This is a genomic window from Variovorax sp. FW301-JW7 (assembly GCF_058788795.1).
This window is the reverse complement of sequence record NZ_JBYTBC010000002.1, coordinates 89,485-107,911: the sequence shown is the minus strand read 5'-3', so window position 1 is coordinate 107,911 and position 18,427 is coordinate 89,485. Positions and strand designations below refer to the sequence as shown.

The following is an 18,427-nucleotide window of genomic DNA, read 5'->3' as shown; positions in this document are numbered from 1 at the left end:
TTGGGGTTTGATTATGCTCGACCGGGACGGCTTCAGGCCCAACGTCGGCATCATCCTGCTCAACCAGAGAAACCAGGTTTTCTGGGGCAAGCGCATACGCACGCATTCCTGGCAGTTTCCGCAAGGCGGCATCGACCGTGGCGAAAGTCCCGAGCAAGCCATGTTCCGGGAACTGCACGAGGAAGTCGGGCTCCACCCGGAGCATGTGCGCATCGTGGCCCGTACCCGCGACTGGTTGCGCTACGAGGTGCCGGATCGGTTCATCCGCCGTGACGCACGGGGCCACTACAAAGGCCAGAAGCAGATCTGGTATCTGCTGCAACTTGTCGGCCACGACTGGGATCTCAACCTGCGTGCCACCGACCATCCCGAATTCGACGCTTGGCGCTGGCATGACTACTGGGTCCCGCTCGACGTGGTCGTCGAGTTCAAGCGCGGCGTCTACGAGATGGCGCTTACCGAGCTTGCTCGCTACCTGCCCCGGCAGGATTTCCGCAACCGCTTCCTGCGCAGCAATGTGCGCGCCCGAGAATTCGAGCGCCACACGCTGGACCATGGAGCACCTGCGGGCCTCGACCTGCCGCCCGGCGGCAGCTTCGATCCGCATCCCGACCTTCCTTCTGCGAGCGATGAACCTCCTCCCAAGAACAGCGCGCCTTCTTCTTTCCCGACGCCACGCTGAGCGTGCGCTCGTCATCGCCTGCGTCAGCCTGCTGGCCGCCTGCGCCTCCCGCGGCTACGACACCGACAACCCCGACTGGGCCCAGGCCGGCATGCCGCCCGCACCCAAGAGCACGGAGCAGGACAAGGAGTGGGAAGAAACCGCGGTGCCGCCACCGCCCGCCTTCAGCGAAAGCCGTCTGCTGCCGATCGCGATGCCGCCCTACATGACACTGAAGTTCGGCGTCGATCCGAACACCATCGCCATCACGAAGGACGGCATCGTGCGCTACGTGGTGGTGGCACAGAACCGGGCCGGTGGCGCCGTCAATGCCTTCTACGAAGGCGTACGCTGCTCGACGGCAGAGATGAAGAGCTATGCCCGCTTCAACAACGGTGCCTGGCAGGAAACGAAGTCGCCCGAATGGAAGCGCGTGAGGGACATGAACTCCAGCTACGTGCCGGCGCTGGCGACCCAGGGCCTGTGCCGCGGCAACGCGCCGCGCAGCTCGGTCACAGAGATGGTGCAGAACATCCGCAACCCGCTGCGCGAACTGCCGTAAACCGGCGGCGGGGCATTGCGCCCCGCCCAGCAGATCAACCGGGCATCAGCACCATGTTGTCGCGGTGCACCATCTCCGGCTCGGCCGCGTAGCCCAACAGCCGCTCGAACTCGGCCGAAGGCTTGCGGCACAGCAGCCGGGCCTCCACGCTCGAGTAATTGGCCAATCCACGGGCCAGCTCGACGCCGTCGACGTCGCGCACCGCGATCACGTCGCCGCGCGAGAACTCACCCGACACGCCCGTCATGCCGATCGGCAACAGGCTCTTGCCTTCGCCGCGCACCTTCGCAGCCGCGCCGGCGTCGACGATGACGGCACCACGCAATTGCAGGTGATCGGCCATCCAGCGCTTGCGCGCCTGGTGCTTGGCGGTCTGCGCCACCAGCAGCGTGCCGATGGATTCGCCACGCGTGAGCCGCAACAGCGCATCGGCTTCGCGACCCCAGGCGATGACCGTCGAAGCGCCGGAACCCGCCGCGCGCTTAGCTGCAAGGATCTTGGTGATCATGCCGCCGCGCCCGATGCTCGAGCCGGCACCGCCTGCCATGGCTTCGAGCGCCGGGTCGCCGGCAGCGGCTTCGTGGACGAACTTGGCGTCGGGGTCCTTGCGCGGGTCGGCCGTGTACAGGCCCTTCTGGTCGGTCAGGATGATCAGCGCATCGGCCTCGACCAGGTTGGCGACCAGCGCGCCGAGCGTGTCGTTGTCGCCGAACTTGATCTCGTCGTTGACGACGGTGTCGTTCTCGTTGATCACCGGCACCACGCCCAGGCGCAGCAAGGTGACGAGGGTCGAGCGTGCGTTGAGGTAGCGCTCGCGGTCCGCGAGGTCGGCGTGCGTCAGCAGCACCTGCGCGCTGCCGATCTGGTTCTCGCGCAGTTTGGTCTCGTACATCTGGGCCAGGCCCATCTGCCCGACGGCCGCCGCAGCCTGCAGTTCGTGGATCTCGTGCGGCCGGGTCTTCCAGCCCAGGCGCTTCATGCCTTCAGCGATGGCGCCGCTCGACACCATCACCACTTCGCGCCCGTCGCGCACCAGCTGCGCCAGTTGCCGGCACCACTCGCCGATGGCGGCTTCGTCGAGGCCGCGCCCCTCGTTGGTCACGAGGCTGGAGCCCACCTTGACGACGATACGGCGGGCATCCCGCAAGGCAGTGGAACCGGAATTCGAGGTCATGAAGGAAGAAGGCGTGTTTCAGGGATGCAGCCTGCGCTGCTTGCTATCCATTTTGCAGCACCGAAGGCGATGCAACGCCCTCAGTTTCCTTCGGGCGGCAGCGGAACGAAGCGCGGATCGACCACGACGGTTTCGTGCTCGGCCACCTGCTGCGCCTTGACCTGCTGGTACACGGCCTTGATCAGGTGCTCGCAGCCCTCGCGCGTGAGCGCCGAAATCTCGAAGACCGGGCCCTTGAAGCGCAGGCGCTTGACGAAGTCCTTGACCAGCGCCGCGCGCTCGTCGCCAGGCACCATGTCGAGCTTGTTCAGCACCAGCCAGCGAGGCTTGTCGTAGAGCGCGGCATCGTACTTCTTCAGTTCACCCACGATGGCCTTGGCCTGGGCGACCGGGTCAACGGCATCGTCGAACGGCGCCATGTCGACCACATGCAGCAGCAGGCGCGTGCGCTGCAGGTGCCGCAGGAACAGGTGACCGAGGCCGGCACCTTCGGAGGCGCCTTCGATCAGGCCGGGCAGGTCGGCGACCACGAAGCTCTGCTCCGGGCCGACGCGCACCACACCCAGGTTGGGGTGCAGCGTGGTGAAGGGGTAGTCCGCGATACGGGGACGGGCATTCGAGATGGCGCTGATCAGGGTCGACTTGCCCGCGTTGGGCATACCCAGCAGGCCCACATCGGCCAGCACCTTGAGTTCGAGCTTGAGGCTCTTCTTCTCACCGGGCCAGCCGGGCGTCTTCTGGCGCGGCGCACGGTTGATCGCGCTCTTGAAGCGCATGTTGCCGAAACCGCCATCACCGCCCTTGGCGATCGTGACGACCTCACCTTCCGTCAGCATCTCGTACAGAACCTCGCCGGTTTCGGCGTCGGTGATGATCGTGCCGACCGGCATCCGGAGCACGATGTCATCGCCCGCGGCGCCGAACATGTCGGAGCCCATGCCGTGCTCGCCGCGCTTGGCTTCGTGCCGGCGCGAGTAGCGGAAATCGACCAGGGTGTTGAGGTTCGAGTCGGCCACCGCGAACACGTGGCCGCCACGGCCGCCGTCGCCGCCGTTGGGGCCGCCGAACTCTTTGTACTTCTCATGACGGAACGACACGCAGCCGTTGCCGCCATCGCCCGCGGCGATGTCGATGAAGGCTTCGTCGACGAACTTCATGGGATGTCCAGTTTACAAATGAAGAAGCCCCGGCAATGCGGGGCCTCGGAAAGATCGAAGTGACTGCGGGGCTTAGGCCGCGGGCGTCACGTTGACCATGTGCTTGTTCAGCGCACCCTTGTGACCGAACGACACGTGGCCGTCGACCAGAGCGAAGAGCGTGTGGTCCTTGCCCACGCCGACGTTCACGCCGGGGTGGAACTGGGTGCCGCGCTGGCGCACGATGATCGAGCCTGCGCTGATCAGTTCGCCGCCGAAGGCCTTCACGCCGAGCATCTTGGGCTTGGAATCGCGCCCGTTTCGCGTGGAGCCGCCGCCTTTTTTCTGTGCCATGGAATGTGCTCCTTAGCCGGCGATCGCGCCGATTTGCAGTTCGGTGAACTGCTGGCGATGGCCTTGACGTTTCTGATAGTGCTTGCGACGGCGCATCTTGAAGATGCCGACCTTGTCGTGCTTGCCGTGCGACAGTACCGTGACTGTCACCGTTGCGCCGGACACCAGGGGCGTACCAACCTTGATTTCAGCGCCGTTTCCGACAGCCAGAACCTGGTCGATCACGATTTCCTGGCCTACGTCCGCAGCAATCTGTTCTACTTTAATTTTTTCGCCGGAAGCAACGCGATATTGCTTGCCGCCGGTTTTTATGACCGCGTACATGTAAACCTCTTAGAAATGAGTCTCCGCAGCGAATTCCGCAGAGCCCAAGATTATAGCGCGGTTTGCGATCGCTCACCACCCCGACTCTGAGACACGCCTGGGATTCGTGCACGGCTCCCTATAATTCCGGCGTTCCGGCCCCCAGGGCCGCCCTCATCTTCGCAGCGCCTCGCGCCTTCGCTTTGCCAGTTCCCGCCGCCGACACCTCCCCCACCGCCACCGTGCTGGACCTGATTGCCGGCGACATGGTCGAAGTCGACCGTGTGATCGCCCAACGCCTCAATACCGGCGTCCCGCTGGTCAGCCAGGTTTCGCAATACATCATCTCGGCGGGCGGCAAGCGGCTGCGGCCGGCGCTGCTGCTGCTCATGGCAGGCGCACTCGGCTACACCGGCGACCAACGCTTCAATCTGGCGGCCGTGGTGGAGTTCATCCACACCGCCACCCTGCTGCACGACGATGTGGTCGACGAATCGACCCTGCGCAGGGGCCGCGCCACCGCCAACGAATCCTTCGGCAACCCCGCCAGCGTGCTGGTGGGCGACTTCCTGTACTCGCGCGCCTTCCAGATGATGTTGGATGCAAACAACATGCGCATCATGCAGATCCTGGCCGAAGCGACCAACGTGATCGCGGAAGGTGAAGTGCTGCAACTGATGAACATGCACGACGCCTCGCTGGACGAAGCGGCGTATCTGCGCGTGATCCGCTCCAAGACCGCCAAACTCTTCGAGGCGAGCACCCGGCTGGCAGCCGTGCTGGCCGGCACCACGCCCGAAGTCGAAGAGGCCTGCGCCACTTACGGGCAAGCACTGGGCACCGCCTTCCAGGTGATCGACGACGTGCTCGACTACGCAGGCGACGCTCACGAAACCGGAAAGAACGTCGGCGACGACCTGCGCGAAGGCAAGACGACCTTGCCACTGATCTTCGCCATGCAGCGCGGCACGCCCGAACAGAGCGCGCTGGTGCGCGCCGCCATCGAGGCCGGCGACACTGCCCAGCTGGGAAAAATCGTCGAGATCGTTCGCGAAACGGGCGCACTGGAAGCCTCGCGTGCAGCGGCCGCGGCAGAGGCCGAACGCGCAATTCATGCATTGCGCGACCTTCCGTCGAATTTGCACGCTTCAGGTTTGCTACAATTAGCGGCTCAGTTGCTTGAGCGACGTGCCTGAAACACCTCCACAGAGTTGGCATCTAGGACGAGTTCTTTTTCTTGCAACCAATCGGGGTGTAGCTTAGCCTGGTAGAGCGCTACGTTCGGGACGTAGAGGCCGGAGGTTCGAATCCTCTCACCCCGACCAGTTTTTCTCGACTGGTCCAGTTAATGTCAGCCCCTGTTGCTGTGTAACGATTTACAGCACAGGCGTGTTCAGCGATGATCGTGAAGCACTTTTTCACATCTTTTGCATTCGCTGAATGGCCGCTGCCGAAATTCCCGTTAAAGAAACTACGCAGATCGCCCTTCCCGGCCTGGCGCGCGCCTTGGTGTCCGCCGGCAAGCTTGCAGCGAAATCAGCCGAAGAGATCTATCAGAAGTCACTGAGCGGGCGCACGAGCTTCATCGCCGAATTGACCGGCACGGGTGCCGTCTCGGCTGCGGACCTCGCCCACACCCTGTCGAGCGCTTTCGGAGCCCCACTGCTCGACCTCGATGCCATCGATCACCAGCGCTTGCCCAAGGACCTGCTCGATCCAAAGCTCTGCCACGCTTACCGCATCGTCGTTCTCAGCAAGCGCAACAACCGCCTGATCGTCGCCACGGCCGACCCGTCGGACCAGCAGGCTGCAGAAAAAATCAAGTTCGCCTCGCAGATGGGCGTGGACTGGGTCATCGCGGAGTACGACAAGCTCTCTCGCATGATCGAGGCCGCTGCGGTCAGCGCGGCGGAGTCCATCAACAGCATCGTCGGCGCCGAGTTCGAGTTCGACGATGTCACAGCCGACACCTCGGGTGACGCCAACGAACAGGCCATCGCAGAGGTCGAAGACGCACCTGTGGTGCGCTTCCTGCACAAGATGCTGCTCGACGCCGTGAGCATGCGGGCCTCGGACATCCACTTCGAGCCCTACGAACACCACTACCGGGTGCGCTTCCGGGTCGACGGCGAACTGCGCGAAATCGCCTCCCCGCCCACGGTCATCAAGGACAAGCTGGCCTCGCGCATCAAGGTCATTTCCCGGCTCGACATCTCGGAAAAACGTGTGCCGCAAGACGGCCGCATGAAGCTCAAGATCGGTCCCGACCGCGTGATCGACTTCCGCGTGAGCACGCTGCCCACGCTGTTCGGCGAGAAGATCGTCGTGCGTATCCTGGACCCGAGCAGCGCGCGCATGGGCATCGATGCCCTGGGCTACGACGCCGACGAAAAGGAACGGCTCCTCCACGCCATCGGCCGCCCGTACGGCATGGTGCTGGTGACCGGCCCCACGGGCTCGGGCAAGACCGTGTCGCTGTACACCTGCCTGAACCTGCTCAACCAGCCGGGCGTCAACATCGCGACGGCGGAAGACCCGTCGGAAATCAACCTGCCTGGCGTCAACCAGGTCAACGTCAACGAGAAGGCCGGCCTCACCTTCGCGGCGGCGCTGCGCGCCTTCCTGCGGCAGGATCCCGACATCATCATGGTCGGCGAAATCCGCGACCTCGAAACCGCCGACATCTCGATCAAGGCCGCGCAAACGGGTCACCTGGTGCTGTCGACGCTGCACACCAACGACGCCCCGACCACGCTCACGCGCATGCGCAACATGGGCATCGCGCCCTTCAACATCGCCTCGAGCGTGATCCTGATCACCGCGCAACGCCTCGCGCGCCGGCTGTGCATGCTGTGCCGCGCGCCGATCGATATCCCGCGTGAAGCCCTGCTCGAAGCCGGCTTCAACGAGGAAGACATCAACGGCACCTGGAAGCCATACCGCCCGGTCGGCTGCGCCGCCTGCAGCGGCGGCTACAAAGGCCGGGTCGGCATCTACCAGGTGATGCCGATTTCGGAAGCCATCCAGGAAATCATCCTGCGCGATGGCAGCGCACTGGACATCGCGAACCAATCCGAAGCCGAAGGCGTGCGCTCGCTGCGCCAGTCCGGCCTTCGCAAAGTCATGCAGGGCCTCACTTCGCTCGAAGAAGTCGTGGCCTGCACCAACCTATAACGAACACACTGAACCGGAGATCGAATGGCAACAGTGGCACCCTCCCGCTCGCAGGTCACACACAAGGAATTCGTCTTCGAATGGGAAGGCAAGGACCGCAACGGCAAGCTGGTGCGCGGCGAGCTTCGCGCCGCCGGCGAGAACCAGGTGCAGGCGGCACTGCGCCGCCAGGGCGTGCTGGCGTCCAAGATCAAGAAGCGCCGCATGCGCTCGGGCAAGGCGATCAAGCCCAAGGACATCGCCATCTTCACGCGCCAACTTGCGACCATGATGAAGGCCGGCGTGCCGTTGCTGCAGTCCTTCGACATCGTGGGTCGCGGCAATGCAAATCCGAGCGTCGCCAAGCTGCTGAACGACATCCGCAGCGATGTCGAAACTGGCACCTCGCTTTCGGCCGCGTTCCGCAAGTTTCCGAAGTACTTCGACAACCTCTATTGCAACCTCGTGGAAGCCGGTGAAGCGGCCGGTATTTTGGAGGACCTGCTCGACCGCTTGGCGACCTACATGGAGAAGACCGAGGCGATCAAGTCGAAGATCAAGTCGGCGCTGATGTACCCGACCTCGGTGGTCGTCGTGGCCTTCATCGTGGTGGCGATCATCATGATCTTCGTGATCCCAGCGTTCAAGCAAGTGTTCACCTCGTTCGGTGCCGACCTGCCCGCGCCGACGCTGATCGTGATGGGAATCAGCGAGTTCTTCGTTTCCTACTGGTGGCTGATCTTCAGCGTGCTCGGCGGTGGCATCTACTTCTTCCTGCAAGCCTGGAAGCGCAACGAGCGCGTCCAGAAGGTCATGGACCGCCTGCTGCTGCGCCTGCCCATCTTCGGCGCGCTGATCGAAAAATCTTGCGTGGCCCGCTGGACCCGCACGCTCGCCACCATGTTCGCAGCCGGCGTGCCGCTGGTGGAAGCCCTCGACTCCGTGGGCGGCGCCTCGGGCAACTCCGTGTACGGCGATGCCACGGCCAAGATCCAGCAGGAAGTCTCGACCGGCACCAGCCTCACGACGGCCATGACCAACGTCAACCTGTTCCCCTCGATGGTGATCCAGATGACCGCCATCGGTGAGGAGTCGGGCTCGATCGACCACATGCTCGGCAAGGCCGCGGACTTCTACGAGTCCGAAGTCGACGACATGGTCGCCGGCCTCTCCAGCCTGATGGAACCCATCATCATCGTGTTCCTGGGCGTCATCATCGGTGGCATCGTGGTGTCGATGTACCTGCCCATCTTCAAGCTCGGCCAGGTCGTCTGATGCTCGTGTCGCAAGGGTTCGACACCGCGTTGGCCGGTGTGCTGGGGCTATTGGTCGGCAGCTTCCTGAATGTGGTGATCTACCGCACCCCGGTCATGATGTACCGGGGCTGGCTGAGCGATGCGGTCGCCAACCTCATGTCGTCGAAGGACATGCCATCGCTCTGGTCCTTGGTGTTCGGCCCGAAGGCCACGCCGCCAGCCGGCCTCGAAGCGGCGGCGGACAAGGCGGCCGAAGCCCTCGAGAAGCTGCCGCCTTTCGACCTGTCGCGCCCTGCGTCGCGGTGCGGTGCCTGCGGTCACAAGATTCGCTGGTACCAGAACATCCCCGTGCTGAGCTACCTGCTGCTGCGTGGCCGATGCGCCAGTTGCAAGACCTCGATCAGCCCCCGCTACCCTCTTGTGGAGCTCATCACGGGCGCGCTGTTCGCGCTGTGCGCATATCGCTTCGGCCTCACCCCCACCGGCGCACTGTGGGCGGCCTTCGGTGCCGTGTTGATCTGCCAGTTCCTCATCGACTTCGACACCCAGTTCCTGCCCGATGCGCTGAACTACCCGCTGCTCTGGCTCGGCCTGATCGGCGCCGCCATGGGCTGGACCGGCGTTGCCCTGAGTGCCGCCGTCTGGGGCGCCGTGTTCGGCTACCTGAGCCTGTGGCTTGTGTACCATGGCTATCGCCTGGCCACAGGCAAGGAAGGCATGGGACATGGGGACTTCAAACTGCTCGCCGCATTGGGCGCCTGGCTCGGCGCCGACTACCTCATCGCGATCATCCTCGTCTCGTCGGTGGTGGGCGCCGTGATCGGCCTCACGCTGCGCTTCGCCGGCAAGCTGGCCCACAAGGACATCCCCATCGCCTTCGGCCCCTTCCTGGCCGGCGCCGGCCTGATCTGCCTCGTGGCCGGTCCCGCCGTCGTCAAGCAGTGGATTCCTCTCGCCTTCCCTTTCGGGGCCCTGGCCCTTTGAGAACGACAGCGGCATGGCGGTGAAGCGCATCGGCCTGACCGGCGGCATCGGCAGCGGCAAGAGCACGGTTGCGTCGCTGCTGGCGGCCGAAGGGGCCGTGCTGGTCGACACCGACGCCATTGCACGCCGCATCGCGCAGCCCGGCGGTATTGCGATGCCCGCCCTCGAGGCCGCGTTCGGCCCTTCCGTCATCGCGCCCGACGGCGGCCTCGACCGGGCCGCCATGCGCCAGCTCGTGTTCACCGATGCGGGCGCCAAGACCCGCCTCGAAGCCATCCTGCACCCGCTGATCGGCACCGAGACCCAGCGCCAGGCCGCCGCGGCCGGCAACGATGCCGTCGTCGTGTTCGACGTGCCCTTGCTGGTTGAATCCGGCCGCTGGCGCGCCCTCGTGGACCGCGTGCTGGTGGTCGATGCGCGGGAAGAAACCCAGCTGCAGCGTGTGATGGCGCGTTCAGGCTGGACACCCGAAGCGGTGCGCGCCGTGATCACCCAGCAGGCCCCGCGCAAGGCACGCCGGGCCGCCGCCGACGCCGTGATTTACAACGAGTCACTGACGCTCGCGGAACTGGGCACCGAGGTGCGGGGTCTCTGGAAGCTGTGGGCTGCGGCCACCACGCGATAATCGGAGACCAGCCGCCCCGGCGGCTCTATAACGATTACGACAAAAAGGCGCTCGCCACTGCAGTGCCCTCCCCGAGATGCTTTTCAACTCGTATCCCTTCATTTTTGTCTATTTCCCGCTGGTCCTGATCGGGTTCTTCCTGATCGGCAAGCGCAACACCCGCGCCGCCGCCGGCTTCCTCGGACTGGCCTCGTTGTTCTTCTATGGCTGGTGGAGCATGCAGGCCCTGCCGCTGCTGCTGGGCTCCATCTGCGTCAACTACTGGTTCGGCCTGCAGCTGACACCCGCGCCGGGCCGCAACGACCGCAAGCGCAAGACGCTGCTGATCACCGCGCTGGTGATCAACCTGGGCGTGCTGGCCGTCTTCAAGTACGCCAACTTCTTCCTGGAAAACGTCGACGCCGGACTGGTCGCAGCGGGTCTCACACCGATCGATCTGGTGCACATCGTGCTGCCGATCGGCATCTCGTTCTATACCTTCACGCAGATCGCCTTCCTGGTCGACTGCTGGCAGGGCAAGGTGCACGAGCGCAGCTTCATCCACTACATGCTGTTCGTCACCTACTTCCCGCACCTGATCGCGGGCCCGGTGCTGCACCACGCGCAGATGATGCCGCAGTTCGCGAACCCCGCGACCTACCGAATGGACCCGAACAAGGTCGCCATCGGCCTCACGATCTTCGTCTTCGGCCTCGCCAAGAAACTGCTGATTGCCGACCCCATGGGGCAGTACGCCGACCTGATGTTCAACGGCGTTCACAAGGGCATCGAGCCCACGCTGTACACCGCATGGTTCGGCGCGCTGGCCTACACGCTGCAGATCTACTTCGACTTCTCGGGCTACTCGGACATGGCCGTGGGCCTCTCGATGTGCCTGGGCGTGCAGCTGCCGCTCAACTTCCGCTCGCCCTACAAGTCGACCAACATCATCGAGTTCTGGCGCCGCTGGCACATCTCGCTGTCGACCTTCCTGCGCGACTACCTCTACGTGCCGCTAGGCGGCAACCGCAAGGGCCCGGCGCGGCGCTACCTGAATCTGTTCCTCACGATGCTGCTGGGCGGCCTGTGGCACGGTGCGGCCTGGACCTTCGTGGTCTGGGGCGCGATGCACGGCGCGTTCCTGATGGTCAACCACCTCTGGAACGCCAAGGTCCGTCGCAACGCCACCCCGGGGCGCATCGCGCGCGTGCTGGGCTGGCTGCTGACCTTCCTGTGCGTGGTGGTGGCCTGGATCGTCTTCCGCGCCGACGGCATGAACACGGCCATGTCGATCTACAAGGGCATGCTCGGCCTGCACGGCGCGCCGGCCTCGGCATTCAGCGAATTCGGCAAGGTGCCGTTCCGCAAGCCGGAGTTCTTCCAGCTCATGCTGGTGGCGATCGTCATCTGCCTGACGCTGCCGCCGACCATCACCCTGGAGCGCTGGATTCCCCATCCGAAGTCGATGGCCGGCCGTCCGGTGATGGCCCGCCTGTCGACCGTGGTGCTCGCCATCGGTACCTTCGCACTGTTCGCGTGGTGCGTTTCGAAGCTGGGCGGCTACAGCCCCTTCCTCTATTTCCAATTCTGATTCGACATGACGACGACCACGACGCCCGCGAAAGTCTGGCTGCGGTTCTTCCTCTTCGGCTACTTCGTCCTGATGGCCCTGTGGATCATTTCGCTCACCAGCCCGGTGCCCTACGGCGACCTCACGCGCATCGGACGCCTGTCCGAACGCGAGTTCGGCTGGCGTGACCCACCACCCAAGGTCGACCCGGCCTACCTTGCCAGCACGCCCATCGAACAGGCAGACGTGATGGTCGTGGGCGACAGCTTTTCCATGACGCACCGCTGGCAGTCCGTGCTCGCCAAAGCCGGCTACCGGGTCTCGACCTCGTACTGGGGCCAGTACGGCGAATCGCTGTGCGGCGACTTCAGCCAGTGGGTCCATGACTCCGGCTTCAAGGGCAAGCTGGTCATCATCGAAAGCGTGGAGCGTTTGCTGGACATGCGCATGCGCTACAGCGAGCGCTGCAAGGACGGCAAGACCATCTTCCCCTACAGCGCCAAGGCCGAGCCCCTGATCGAGCCCGACGAGACCGTGCCGGCCTTCGCGCCCAACTGGGAAGTGCAGTACATGACCGGCGTCGTGACCTACTACCACACGTGGAAGGCCAAGAACTCGCCGGTAGACACCTATTTCGATCGTGACACCTGGGTAAGGAAAGTCCCCGACGGTTGCAAATTCTTCTCGCATCGCCAGTGCGACCGGATGCCCTTCTTCCAGGAAGACGAAGACAATGGCCCGTTGACCCTCGACACGCTGGCGCGAATGAAGAACTTCACCGCTGCGCACAGCACCATCCCGCTTCTGTGGATGGTGGTGCCCAACAAGACCACGGTCTACCTCAAGCCCGATTTCTCGAAGGACTTCGAAAGCGGCTTCCGCGACGCGAAGCTGGGCCCCGACCTTTACGCCTTCACCCGCGAAAAGCACACGCAGATCCGCGACTTCTACTTCTCGAACGACACGCACATGTCCATGCATGGACAGCTCGCACTCGGCGAGCGCATGCTGGCTGCGGTGCGTGAAGTGATGCCGACACCCCCTTCCAAATCGCCCTGAAGTTATGATTCCGCGACAGGAAACCGACAAATACGCGTGATCCTCTACGAGTACCCCTTCAACGAGCGCATCCGCACGTACCTGAGGCTGGAGCATCTGTTCCGTCGTCTCGGGGAACTGGTGCCCTCGGAATCGCCGCTTTCGCACCACTACGCCCTGGTCACGATTTTCGAGATCATGGATGTGGCGGCACGTGCCGACCTCAAGGCCGATGTGCTGCGCGACCTCGACAAGCACAAGAACGTCTTCAACAGCTACCGGGGCAATCCGGCCATCGCCGAGACGGTGCTGAACCAGGTGGTCGACCAGCTCGAACGCAACTTCAGCGCGCTCAACGGCGTGGCCGGCAAGGCGGGCCAAGCGCTCACCGAGAACGAGTGGCTCATGAGCATCCGCAGCCGCGCCGGCATTCCGGGCGGCACCTGCGAATTCGACCTGCCCGCCTACTACGCCTGGCAGCACCGCACGCCGGCCAGCCGCCGCGCCGACCTGGAACGCTGGTCGAACACGCTGTCGCCGCTGGCCTCGTCGATCTACCTGCTGCTCAAGCTGCTGCGCGACGCCGACGTGCCCTACAAGGTGATCGCCACCCACGGGCAGTTCCAGCAGAACCTGCCGCAGGGACGCAGCTTCCAACTGCTGCGGCTGCGCATCGATCCCAAGCTGGGCCTGGTCCCGGAAATCAGTGGCAACCGCCTCATGGTCTCCGTGCGGCTCATGCGGCATGAAGCCGACGACCGCCTGCACCCAAGCACGGGGGACACCCCCTTCGAACTGACGCTTTGCGCGTGAGGCCCGGCGTGAGCACGAAGAAAGAAGACGAGCGCATCGTCCGCTGCCCGAGCTGCGGCGGCGACAGCATCTACGCCGAACGCAACCCGTTCCGGCCGTTCTGCAGTGCACGCTGCAAGGGCATCGACTTCGGCGCCTGGGCCAGCGAGGAGTTCAGGATGCCGGCGGAGGCACCGCCTGACGAAGAGCCTTTCGGCGATCCCAAACTGACGCAATAGGGTGTCCAGCAGCGCCGCAGCCCTGGGGCTGCGGAGTCGCCGTCAGTTGGCCGTCGCGGGCTGCACGCCCTCTTCCAGGAACACCTTGTCCAGGTAGGTCGCAAACTGCCGCGTGAACGCGGGCCGCAGGTGCCCGTGGTCCTTGTAGGCGGGCGCACCATCGGGCATCGTCCGCGGGCACTGACCGTCCTTGCACAGCGCGCCCAGCACGTCGATCGCCTCCGCGCCGCTGGCGGCCGCGATCTGCAGGAGCCGCTGGTTGAGCTTCACCTGGTCGGCGAGTACGGGCGCGGTCGGCGAATTCCCCACCACCGAGAGCGTGCGCAGCCGGCTGCCCTCGATCATCCGACGGGGTTCGAAGTCGTCGCCCAGCGCGTTGTCCAGCAGCAGGTAGACCTTTTTCTTCTGCTTGACCAGTTCGGTCACCCACGCCTGCAGCGCCACCAGCGAGGGCTCGATGCCGGCGCGGTCGCCGCGGGTCAGGGAGAGCGACGCGCCGTTCTGGCGCAGCACGTAGTCCAGCGGGAACTCCCCCGTGAAATAGCAGTTCCAGCAGCTTCCGATCACCACGGTGTCGATCTGCGGGTCGCGCGCCATCGCCATCCACTGATCGCGGGCCGGGCCGCAACCCGGGTTCTGCTCGGCGAAGACGTTCGGAATGGCCGGGCACGCGCCGTAGGTGAAGAAGTACGTGGTCGCCATGCGCTCGGGCGCGATGCGTGCCAGCTCTGCGGCGCGCGGGCCGTATTCGATGACGTGGCTGTCGCCGATCAGCAGCACCTTGCGAGCGCCGTTACCGATGCGGTTCACCGCGTAGGGTCCGAAGTTTTCCGAAGAAAAGCCGGCGTAGTAGTCACCGTCCACCGTCGCATCGGTCACCTTCTGCAGCAGCTCGCTGTTGTGACGTGCCGGCAGGCCGTTCAACACGGCCAGGCCCGCCACCGCCACGAAGGCGCCCGTTCCCACGAGGGTGCGCAGCATGCCCACGCCCACGCGGGCCCGCGTGAACCGCTCGATGAAGCGATAGGTCAGCCAGGCCAGCAGCACGCTCGCGACCACCATCGTCACACGCGTGGCCACCGACAACTCGGCGCCCTTGATGATCCGCTCGAACACCAGCAACGGCCAGTGCCAGAGGTACAGCGGATAGCTGATCAGGCCGATCCACACCATCACGCGGTTGGAAAGGAAGTACTTGTTCAGCACGCCCGTCGGGCCGGCCGCGATGCAGCTCACCGCGCCCAGGGTCGGCAGCAGCGCCCACCAGCCCGGGAAGGCCTTGTCGCTGCGGATCATCACGAGGCCGAGCACGATCAGGCCCACGCCCAGGACCGACTGCACATGGCTGCGCCAGATGTTCGGCACCGAGGGCTTCAGCCGCATGCAGGCCAGGATGCCGCCCACCATCAGTTCCCAGAAGCGCGAGGCCGGCGAATAGAAGGCCGCCGTGCGGAACGGGTGGATCGTCGTCACGTTGATGAGGAACGACACCACCGCCAGCACCCACAACACCCGCACGATCGGCCAGCGCCGGCGCCAGGCCAGCCCGAGCAGCAGCGGCCAGAAAATATAGAACTGCTCCTCGATGCCCAGCGACCACAGGTGCAGCAGCGGCTTGGTCTCGGCGGCCGTGTCGAAGTAGCCCGCCTCACTCCAGAAGACGAAGTTGGCCACGAAGCCCACGCCGCCCAGCGCCTGCTTGCCCAGCTCGACGAACTCCTTGTTCAGCAGCACGAACCAGCCGAAGGCGAGCACCGCCGCGAGCACCAGCATCAGCGCCGGGAAGATCCGGCGGATGCGTCGCGCATAGAAATCGCGGTAGCTGAAATCACCGGCCGCGTGGCTCTGCATGATGATCGTCGTGATCAGGAAACCCGAGATCACGAAGAAGATGTCGACGCCGATGAAGCCGCCAGGCAGCAGCTTCGGAAACGCGTGAAAGATGACGACCGAGGCCACGGCCACGGCGCGCAGGCCGTCAATGTCGGCACGGTACTTGGGATGCATGTCTCTTACTTCTCGACCACGGTCTCGCCGTGCAAGGTCAGGCGAGGGTCGACACCGCCTCGGCGGCCGACGCAGGCAGCCCGCGCTCCTCGACCAGCCACTGCAGCACCGGCAGCGCGCCCGGCAGCACCGGCGCCACCTCCAGCGGCAGCTGCTGCCAGGCCATGGCCTGGCTTTCGCGCATTTCGAATTCGCCGGTCCAGTCCGTCACCTTGCACCAGTGCAGGCGCACCAGCGCGTGCGGGTAGTCGTGCTCGGTGACCTTCCAGACCTCGGCACCGCCGATGGTGACGCCCAGCTCTTCCTGCAACTCGCGGCGCAGGGCTTCTTCGACCGTTTCACCGGCCTCGATCTTGCCGCCTGGAAACTCCCAGTAGCCCGCATAGGCCTTGCCTTCGGGCCGCGTGGTGAGCAGCAGCGCATCGTCGGCCAGACGGATCAGCACGCCGACGGCCACTTCGGTGTGCTTGCGTGCCGTCTCACTCACGCGCCGGCCCGCCCTGCATAGTCGCGCGCGAACTGGTAGGCCACGCGGCCGCTGCGCGAGCCGCGCTCGAGCGCCCACACGAGCGCCTCGGGCCGCGCCGCCGCGATGGCCGCGTCGTCGACGCCGAACGACGAGAGCCACTGGCCCACGATCGTCAGGTATTCGTTCTGGCTGAAAGGGTAGAAGCTCACCCAGAGGCCGAAGCGCTCCGACAGCGAGATCTTCTCTTCGATCACCTCGCCCGGATGCACCTCGCCGTCGTCCGTGTGCTTGTACGTGAGGTTGTCCTTCATGTACTCGGGCAGCAGGTGGCGCCGGTTGCTGGTCGCGTAGATCAGCACGTTGGGCGTCGACGCGGCAATCGATCCGTCGAGGATCGACTTGAGCGCCTTGTAGCCCGGCTCGCCCTCGTCGAAGCTCAGGTCGTCGCTGAAGACGATGAACTTCTCGGGGCGCTGCGACACCACCTCGACGATGTCGGGCAAGTCGGTGAGTTCGGCCTTGTCGACCTCGATCAGGCGCAGGCCCTGCGGCGCGTAGGCCTGCAGGCAGGCGCGGATCAGCGACGACTTGCCCGTGCCGCGTGCGCCGGTCAGCAGCACGTTGTTGGCCGGCTTGCCTTCGACGAACTGGCGCGTGTTGCGCTCGATCTTTTCCTTCTGGACGTCGATTTCCTTGAGCGAATCGAGCGCCATCGTGGCCACGTGCTTCACGGGCTCCAGCACGCCATGGCCGGAGTTGCGACGGCGGTAGCGCCAGGCGATGGACGCATTCCAGTCGGGAGGGGCCGACAGCGGCTGCGGCAGGATCGATTCGATGCGGCCGATGAGCTGTTCGGCGCGCTCGATGAGCTTCTGGAACTGCTCGCTCATGACCGGTAATCGGCGTTGATCGTGACGTATTCGTGGCTGAAGTCGCAGGTCCACACGGTGTCGCTGGCGGCGCCGCGGCCCAGGCCGATGCGCACGGTGATTTCGCTCTGCTTCATCACGCGCTGGCCGTCTTCCTCGCGGTACGACGGGTTGCGCCCGCCCTTCACCGCCACGTGCACGTCATCGAGGAACAGGTCGATGCCGGTCTGGTCGAGGTCGGCAATGCCGGCATAGCCGACGGCCGCCAGGATGCGGCCCAGGTTCGGGTCGCTGGCGAAGAAGGCGGTCTTGACCAGCGGCGAGTGCGCCACGGCGTACGCCACCTGGCGGCACTCGGCCCCGTCCTTGCCGCCGTCGACCTGGATGGTGATGAACTTGGTCGCGCCTTCGCCGTCGCGCACGATGGCTTGCGCCAGCAGGCGGGCCACGTCGCGCATCGCGGCCACGAGCGCCTGGCCGTCGGCCGAGTCGAGCGAGGTGATGGTGGCGTGCGCGGCCTTCTGCGTGGCGATGACCACGAACGAGTCGTTGGTCGAGGTGTCGCCGTCGATGGTCACGCGGTTGAACGAGGCATCGGCCAGCTGCGTGGCCAGCGGCTGGATCAGCGCCGGGTCGATCTTCGCGTCGGTCGCCATGAAGCCGAGCATGGTCGCCATGTTCGGGCGGATCATGCCGGCGCCCTTGCTGATGCCGGTGATGGTGACGGTGGCGCCGCCGATCTGCACCCGGCGGCTGAACGCCTTGGGGATCGTGTCGGTGGTCATGATGCCTTCGGCGGCACGGGCCCAGTTGTTTTCCGACGCGTCGGCCAGCGCGGCCGGCAGGCCGGCTTCGATGCGGTCCACGGGCAGCGGCTCCATGATCACGCCGGTCGAGAACGGCAGGATCTGCTCGGGCGCCAGCTCCAGGTGGCGCGCCAGCGCGATGCAGGTGGAGCGCGTGCGCATCAGGCCGTCTTCGCCGGTCCCGGCGTTGGCGTTGCCGGTGTTGATCACCATCGCGCGAATGCCGTAGCTGGCCTTCAGGTGGTCGCGGCAGACCTGCACGGGCGCGGCGCAGAAACGGTTCTGCGTGAACACGCCGCCGACCGCCGAACCTTCGTCGATCAGCACGACGGTCAGGTCCTTGCGGTTGGCCTTGCGCACGCCGGCTTCGGCCACGCCGATGCGGACGCCGGGCACCGCGAACAGCGCGGCGGGATCGGGAGCGGACAGGTTCACGGGCATGGGATTTCT

19 protein-coding genes and 1 tRNA gene are annotated in these 18,427 nt (G+C 65.2%); 12 read left to right on the top strand and 8 right to left on the bottom strand.

Going from position 1 to position 18,427, the window contains the following annotated elements; translation table 11 throughout:
- Positions 1–13: 13 nt before the first annotated feature.
- Together AC3WQM_RS05465 and AC3WQM_RS05460 are read left to right on the top strand one after the other, a co-directional pair.
- On the top strand, positions 14–682 hold the full coding sequence (locus tag AC3WQM_RS05465) for an RNA pyrophosphohydrolase (RefSeq protein ID WP_099792345.1): 669 nt from the start codon (positions 14–16) through the stop codon (positions 680–682).
- The gene (locus tag AC3WQM_RS05460) at positions 630–1,223 is read left to right on the top strand and encodes a CNP1-like family protein (protein WP_492677263.1); all 594 of its coding nucleotides are present in this window, start codon (positions 630–632) and stop codon (positions 1,221–1,223) included. Before AC3WQM_RS05465 ends, AC3WQM_RS05460 begins: the two co-directional genes overlap by 53 nt.
- A 34-nt stretch (positions 1,224–1,257) precedes the next feature.
- Here AC3WQM_RS05460 and proB read toward each other — a convergent pair whose 3' ends face one another.
- From proB to rplU, 4 genes are all read right to left on the bottom strand, one after another.
- Positions 1,258–2,397, bottom strand: a complete 1,140-nt coding sequence (proB, locus tag AC3WQM_RS05455) for a glutamate 5-kinase (RefSeq protein ID WP_489059791.1) — start codon at positions 2,395–2,397, stop codon at positions 1,258–1,260.
- A gap of 80 nt (positions 2,398–2,477) precedes the next feature.
- Positions 2,478–3,554 (bottom strand): Obg family GTPase CgtA, encoded by a 1,077-nt coding sequence (gene cgtA / locus AC3WQM_RS05450; RefSeq protein WP_070063611.1) that lies wholly within the window; start codon positions 3,552–3,554, stop codon positions 2,478–2,480.
- A gap of 72 nt (positions 3,555–3,626) precedes the next feature.
- On the bottom strand, positions 3,627–3,887 hold the full coding sequence (rpmA, locus tag AC3WQM_RS05445) for a 50S ribosomal protein L27 (protein ID WP_013543198.1): 261 nt from the start codon (positions 3,885–3,887) through the stop codon (positions 3,627–3,629).
- Positions 3,888–3,899: 12 nt separating this feature from the next.
- Positions 3,900–4,211: a 50S ribosomal protein L21 gene (gene rplU, locus AC3WQM_RS05440; protein ID WP_042578903.1), complete on the bottom strand. Its 312-nt coding sequence runs from the start codon at positions 4,209–4,211 to the stop codon at positions 3,900–3,902.
- A 182-nt stretch (positions 4,212–4,393) separates the two neighbouring features.
- Here rplU and AC3WQM_RS05435 point away from each other — a divergent pair, with 182 nt between their 5' ends.
- The 10 genes from AC3WQM_RS05435 to AC3WQM_RS05390 all read left to right on the top strand — a co-directional run bounded on the left by AC3WQM_RS05435 (position 4,394) and on the right by AC3WQM_RS05390 (position 13,826).
- On the top strand, positions 4,394–5,386 hold the full coding sequence (locus AC3WQM_RS05435; RefSeq protein WP_447780035.1) for a polyprenyl synthetase family protein: 993 nt from the start codon (positions 4,394–4,396) through the stop codon (positions 5,384–5,386).
- 52 nt (positions 5,387–5,438) lie between these two features.
- Positions 5,439–5,515 (top strand) — tRNA-Pro (locus AC3WQM_RS05430).
- A gap of 115 nt (positions 5,516–5,630) precedes the next feature.
- Positions 5,631–7,364: a type IV-A pilus assembly ATPase PilB gene (gene pilB, locus AC3WQM_RS05425; protein ID WP_489059796.1), complete on the top strand. Its 1,734-nt coding sequence runs from the start codon at positions 5,631–5,633 to the stop codon at positions 7,362–7,364.
- 24 nt (positions 7,365–7,388) lie between these two features.
- Positions 7,389–8,618: a type II secretion system F family protein gene (locus tag AC3WQM_RS05420; RefSeq protein WP_492677262.1), complete on the top strand. Its 1,230-nt coding sequence runs from the start codon at positions 7,389–7,391 to the stop codon at positions 8,616–8,618.
- On the top strand, positions 8,618–9,583 hold the full coding sequence (locus tag AC3WQM_RS05415) for a prepilin peptidase (protein WP_492677261.1): 966 nt from the start codon (positions 8,618–8,620) through the stop codon (positions 9,581–9,583). The genes AC3WQM_RS05420 and AC3WQM_RS05415 overlap by 1 nt, the downstream gene beginning before the upstream one ends.
- Before the next feature lie 13 nt (positions 9,584–9,596).
- On the top strand, positions 9,597–10,208 hold the full coding sequence (coaE, locus tag AC3WQM_RS05410) for a dephospho-CoA kinase (protein WP_492677260.1): 612 nt from the start codon (positions 9,597–9,599) through the stop codon (positions 10,206–10,208).
- A 76-nt stretch (positions 10,209–10,284) separates the two neighbouring features.
- Positions 10,285–11,778: an MBOAT family O-acyltransferase gene (locus AC3WQM_RS05405; protein ID WP_489059802.1), complete on the top strand. Its 1,494-nt coding sequence runs from the start codon at positions 10,285–10,287 to the stop codon at positions 11,776–11,778.
- A 6-nt stretch (positions 11,779–11,784) separates the two neighbouring features.
- Positions 11,785–12,816: a hypothetical protein gene (locus AC3WQM_RS05400; protein WP_492677259.1), complete on the top strand. Its 1,032-nt coding sequence runs from the start codon at positions 11,785–11,787 to the stop codon at positions 12,814–12,816.
- 36 nt (positions 12,817–12,852) lie between these two features.
- Positions 12,853–13,608 (top strand): cell division protein ZapD, encoded by a 756-nt coding sequence (gene zapD, locus AC3WQM_RS05395; protein WP_489059805.1) that lies wholly within the window; start codon positions 12,853–12,855, stop codon positions 13,606–13,608.
- Positions 13,609–13,616: 8 nt separating this feature from the next.
- The gene (locus AC3WQM_RS05390) at positions 13,617–13,826 is read left to right on the top strand and encodes a DNA gyrase inhibitor YacG (protein ID WP_492677258.1); all 210 of its coding nucleotides are present in this window, start codon (positions 13,617–13,619) and stop codon (positions 13,824–13,826) included.
- A gap of 42 nt (positions 13,827–13,868) precedes the next feature.
- Here the strand turns inward: AC3WQM_RS05390 and AC3WQM_RS05385 are convergent, their stop codons facing one another.
- Genes AC3WQM_RS05385 through argJ form a run of 4 tightly spaced genes read right to left on the bottom strand, consistent with a single transcriptional unit; the run spans position 13,869 to position 18,418 of the window.
- A complete protein-coding gene (locus AC3WQM_RS05385) occupies positions 13,869–15,833 on the bottom strand; it encodes an acyltransferase family protein (RefSeq protein WP_492677257.1) in 1,965 nt (654 codons plus the stop codon).
- Between the two features lie 37 nt (positions 15,834–15,870).
- Positions 15,871–16,320, bottom strand: a complete 450-nt coding sequence (locus AC3WQM_RS05380; RefSeq protein WP_492677256.1) for a (deoxy)nucleoside triphosphate pyrophosphohydrolase — start codon at positions 16,318–16,320, stop codon at positions 15,871–15,873.
- Positions 16,317–17,192: an ATP-binding protein gene (locus tag AC3WQM_RS05375; protein WP_492677255.1), complete on the bottom strand. Its 876-nt coding sequence runs from the start codon at positions 17,190–17,192 to the stop codon at positions 16,317–16,319. Before AC3WQM_RS05375 ends, AC3WQM_RS05380 begins: the two co-directional genes overlap by 4 nt.
- The gene (argJ, locus tag AC3WQM_RS05370; RefSeq protein WP_492677254.1) at positions 17,189–18,418 is read right to left on the bottom strand and encodes a bifunctional glutamate N-acetyltransferase/amino-acid acetyltransferase ArgJ; all 1,230 of its coding nucleotides are present in this window, start codon (positions 18,416–18,418) and stop codon (positions 17,189–17,191) included. Before argJ ends, AC3WQM_RS05375 begins: the two co-directional genes overlap by 4 nt.
- Positions 18,419–18,427: the final 9 nt, after the last annotated feature.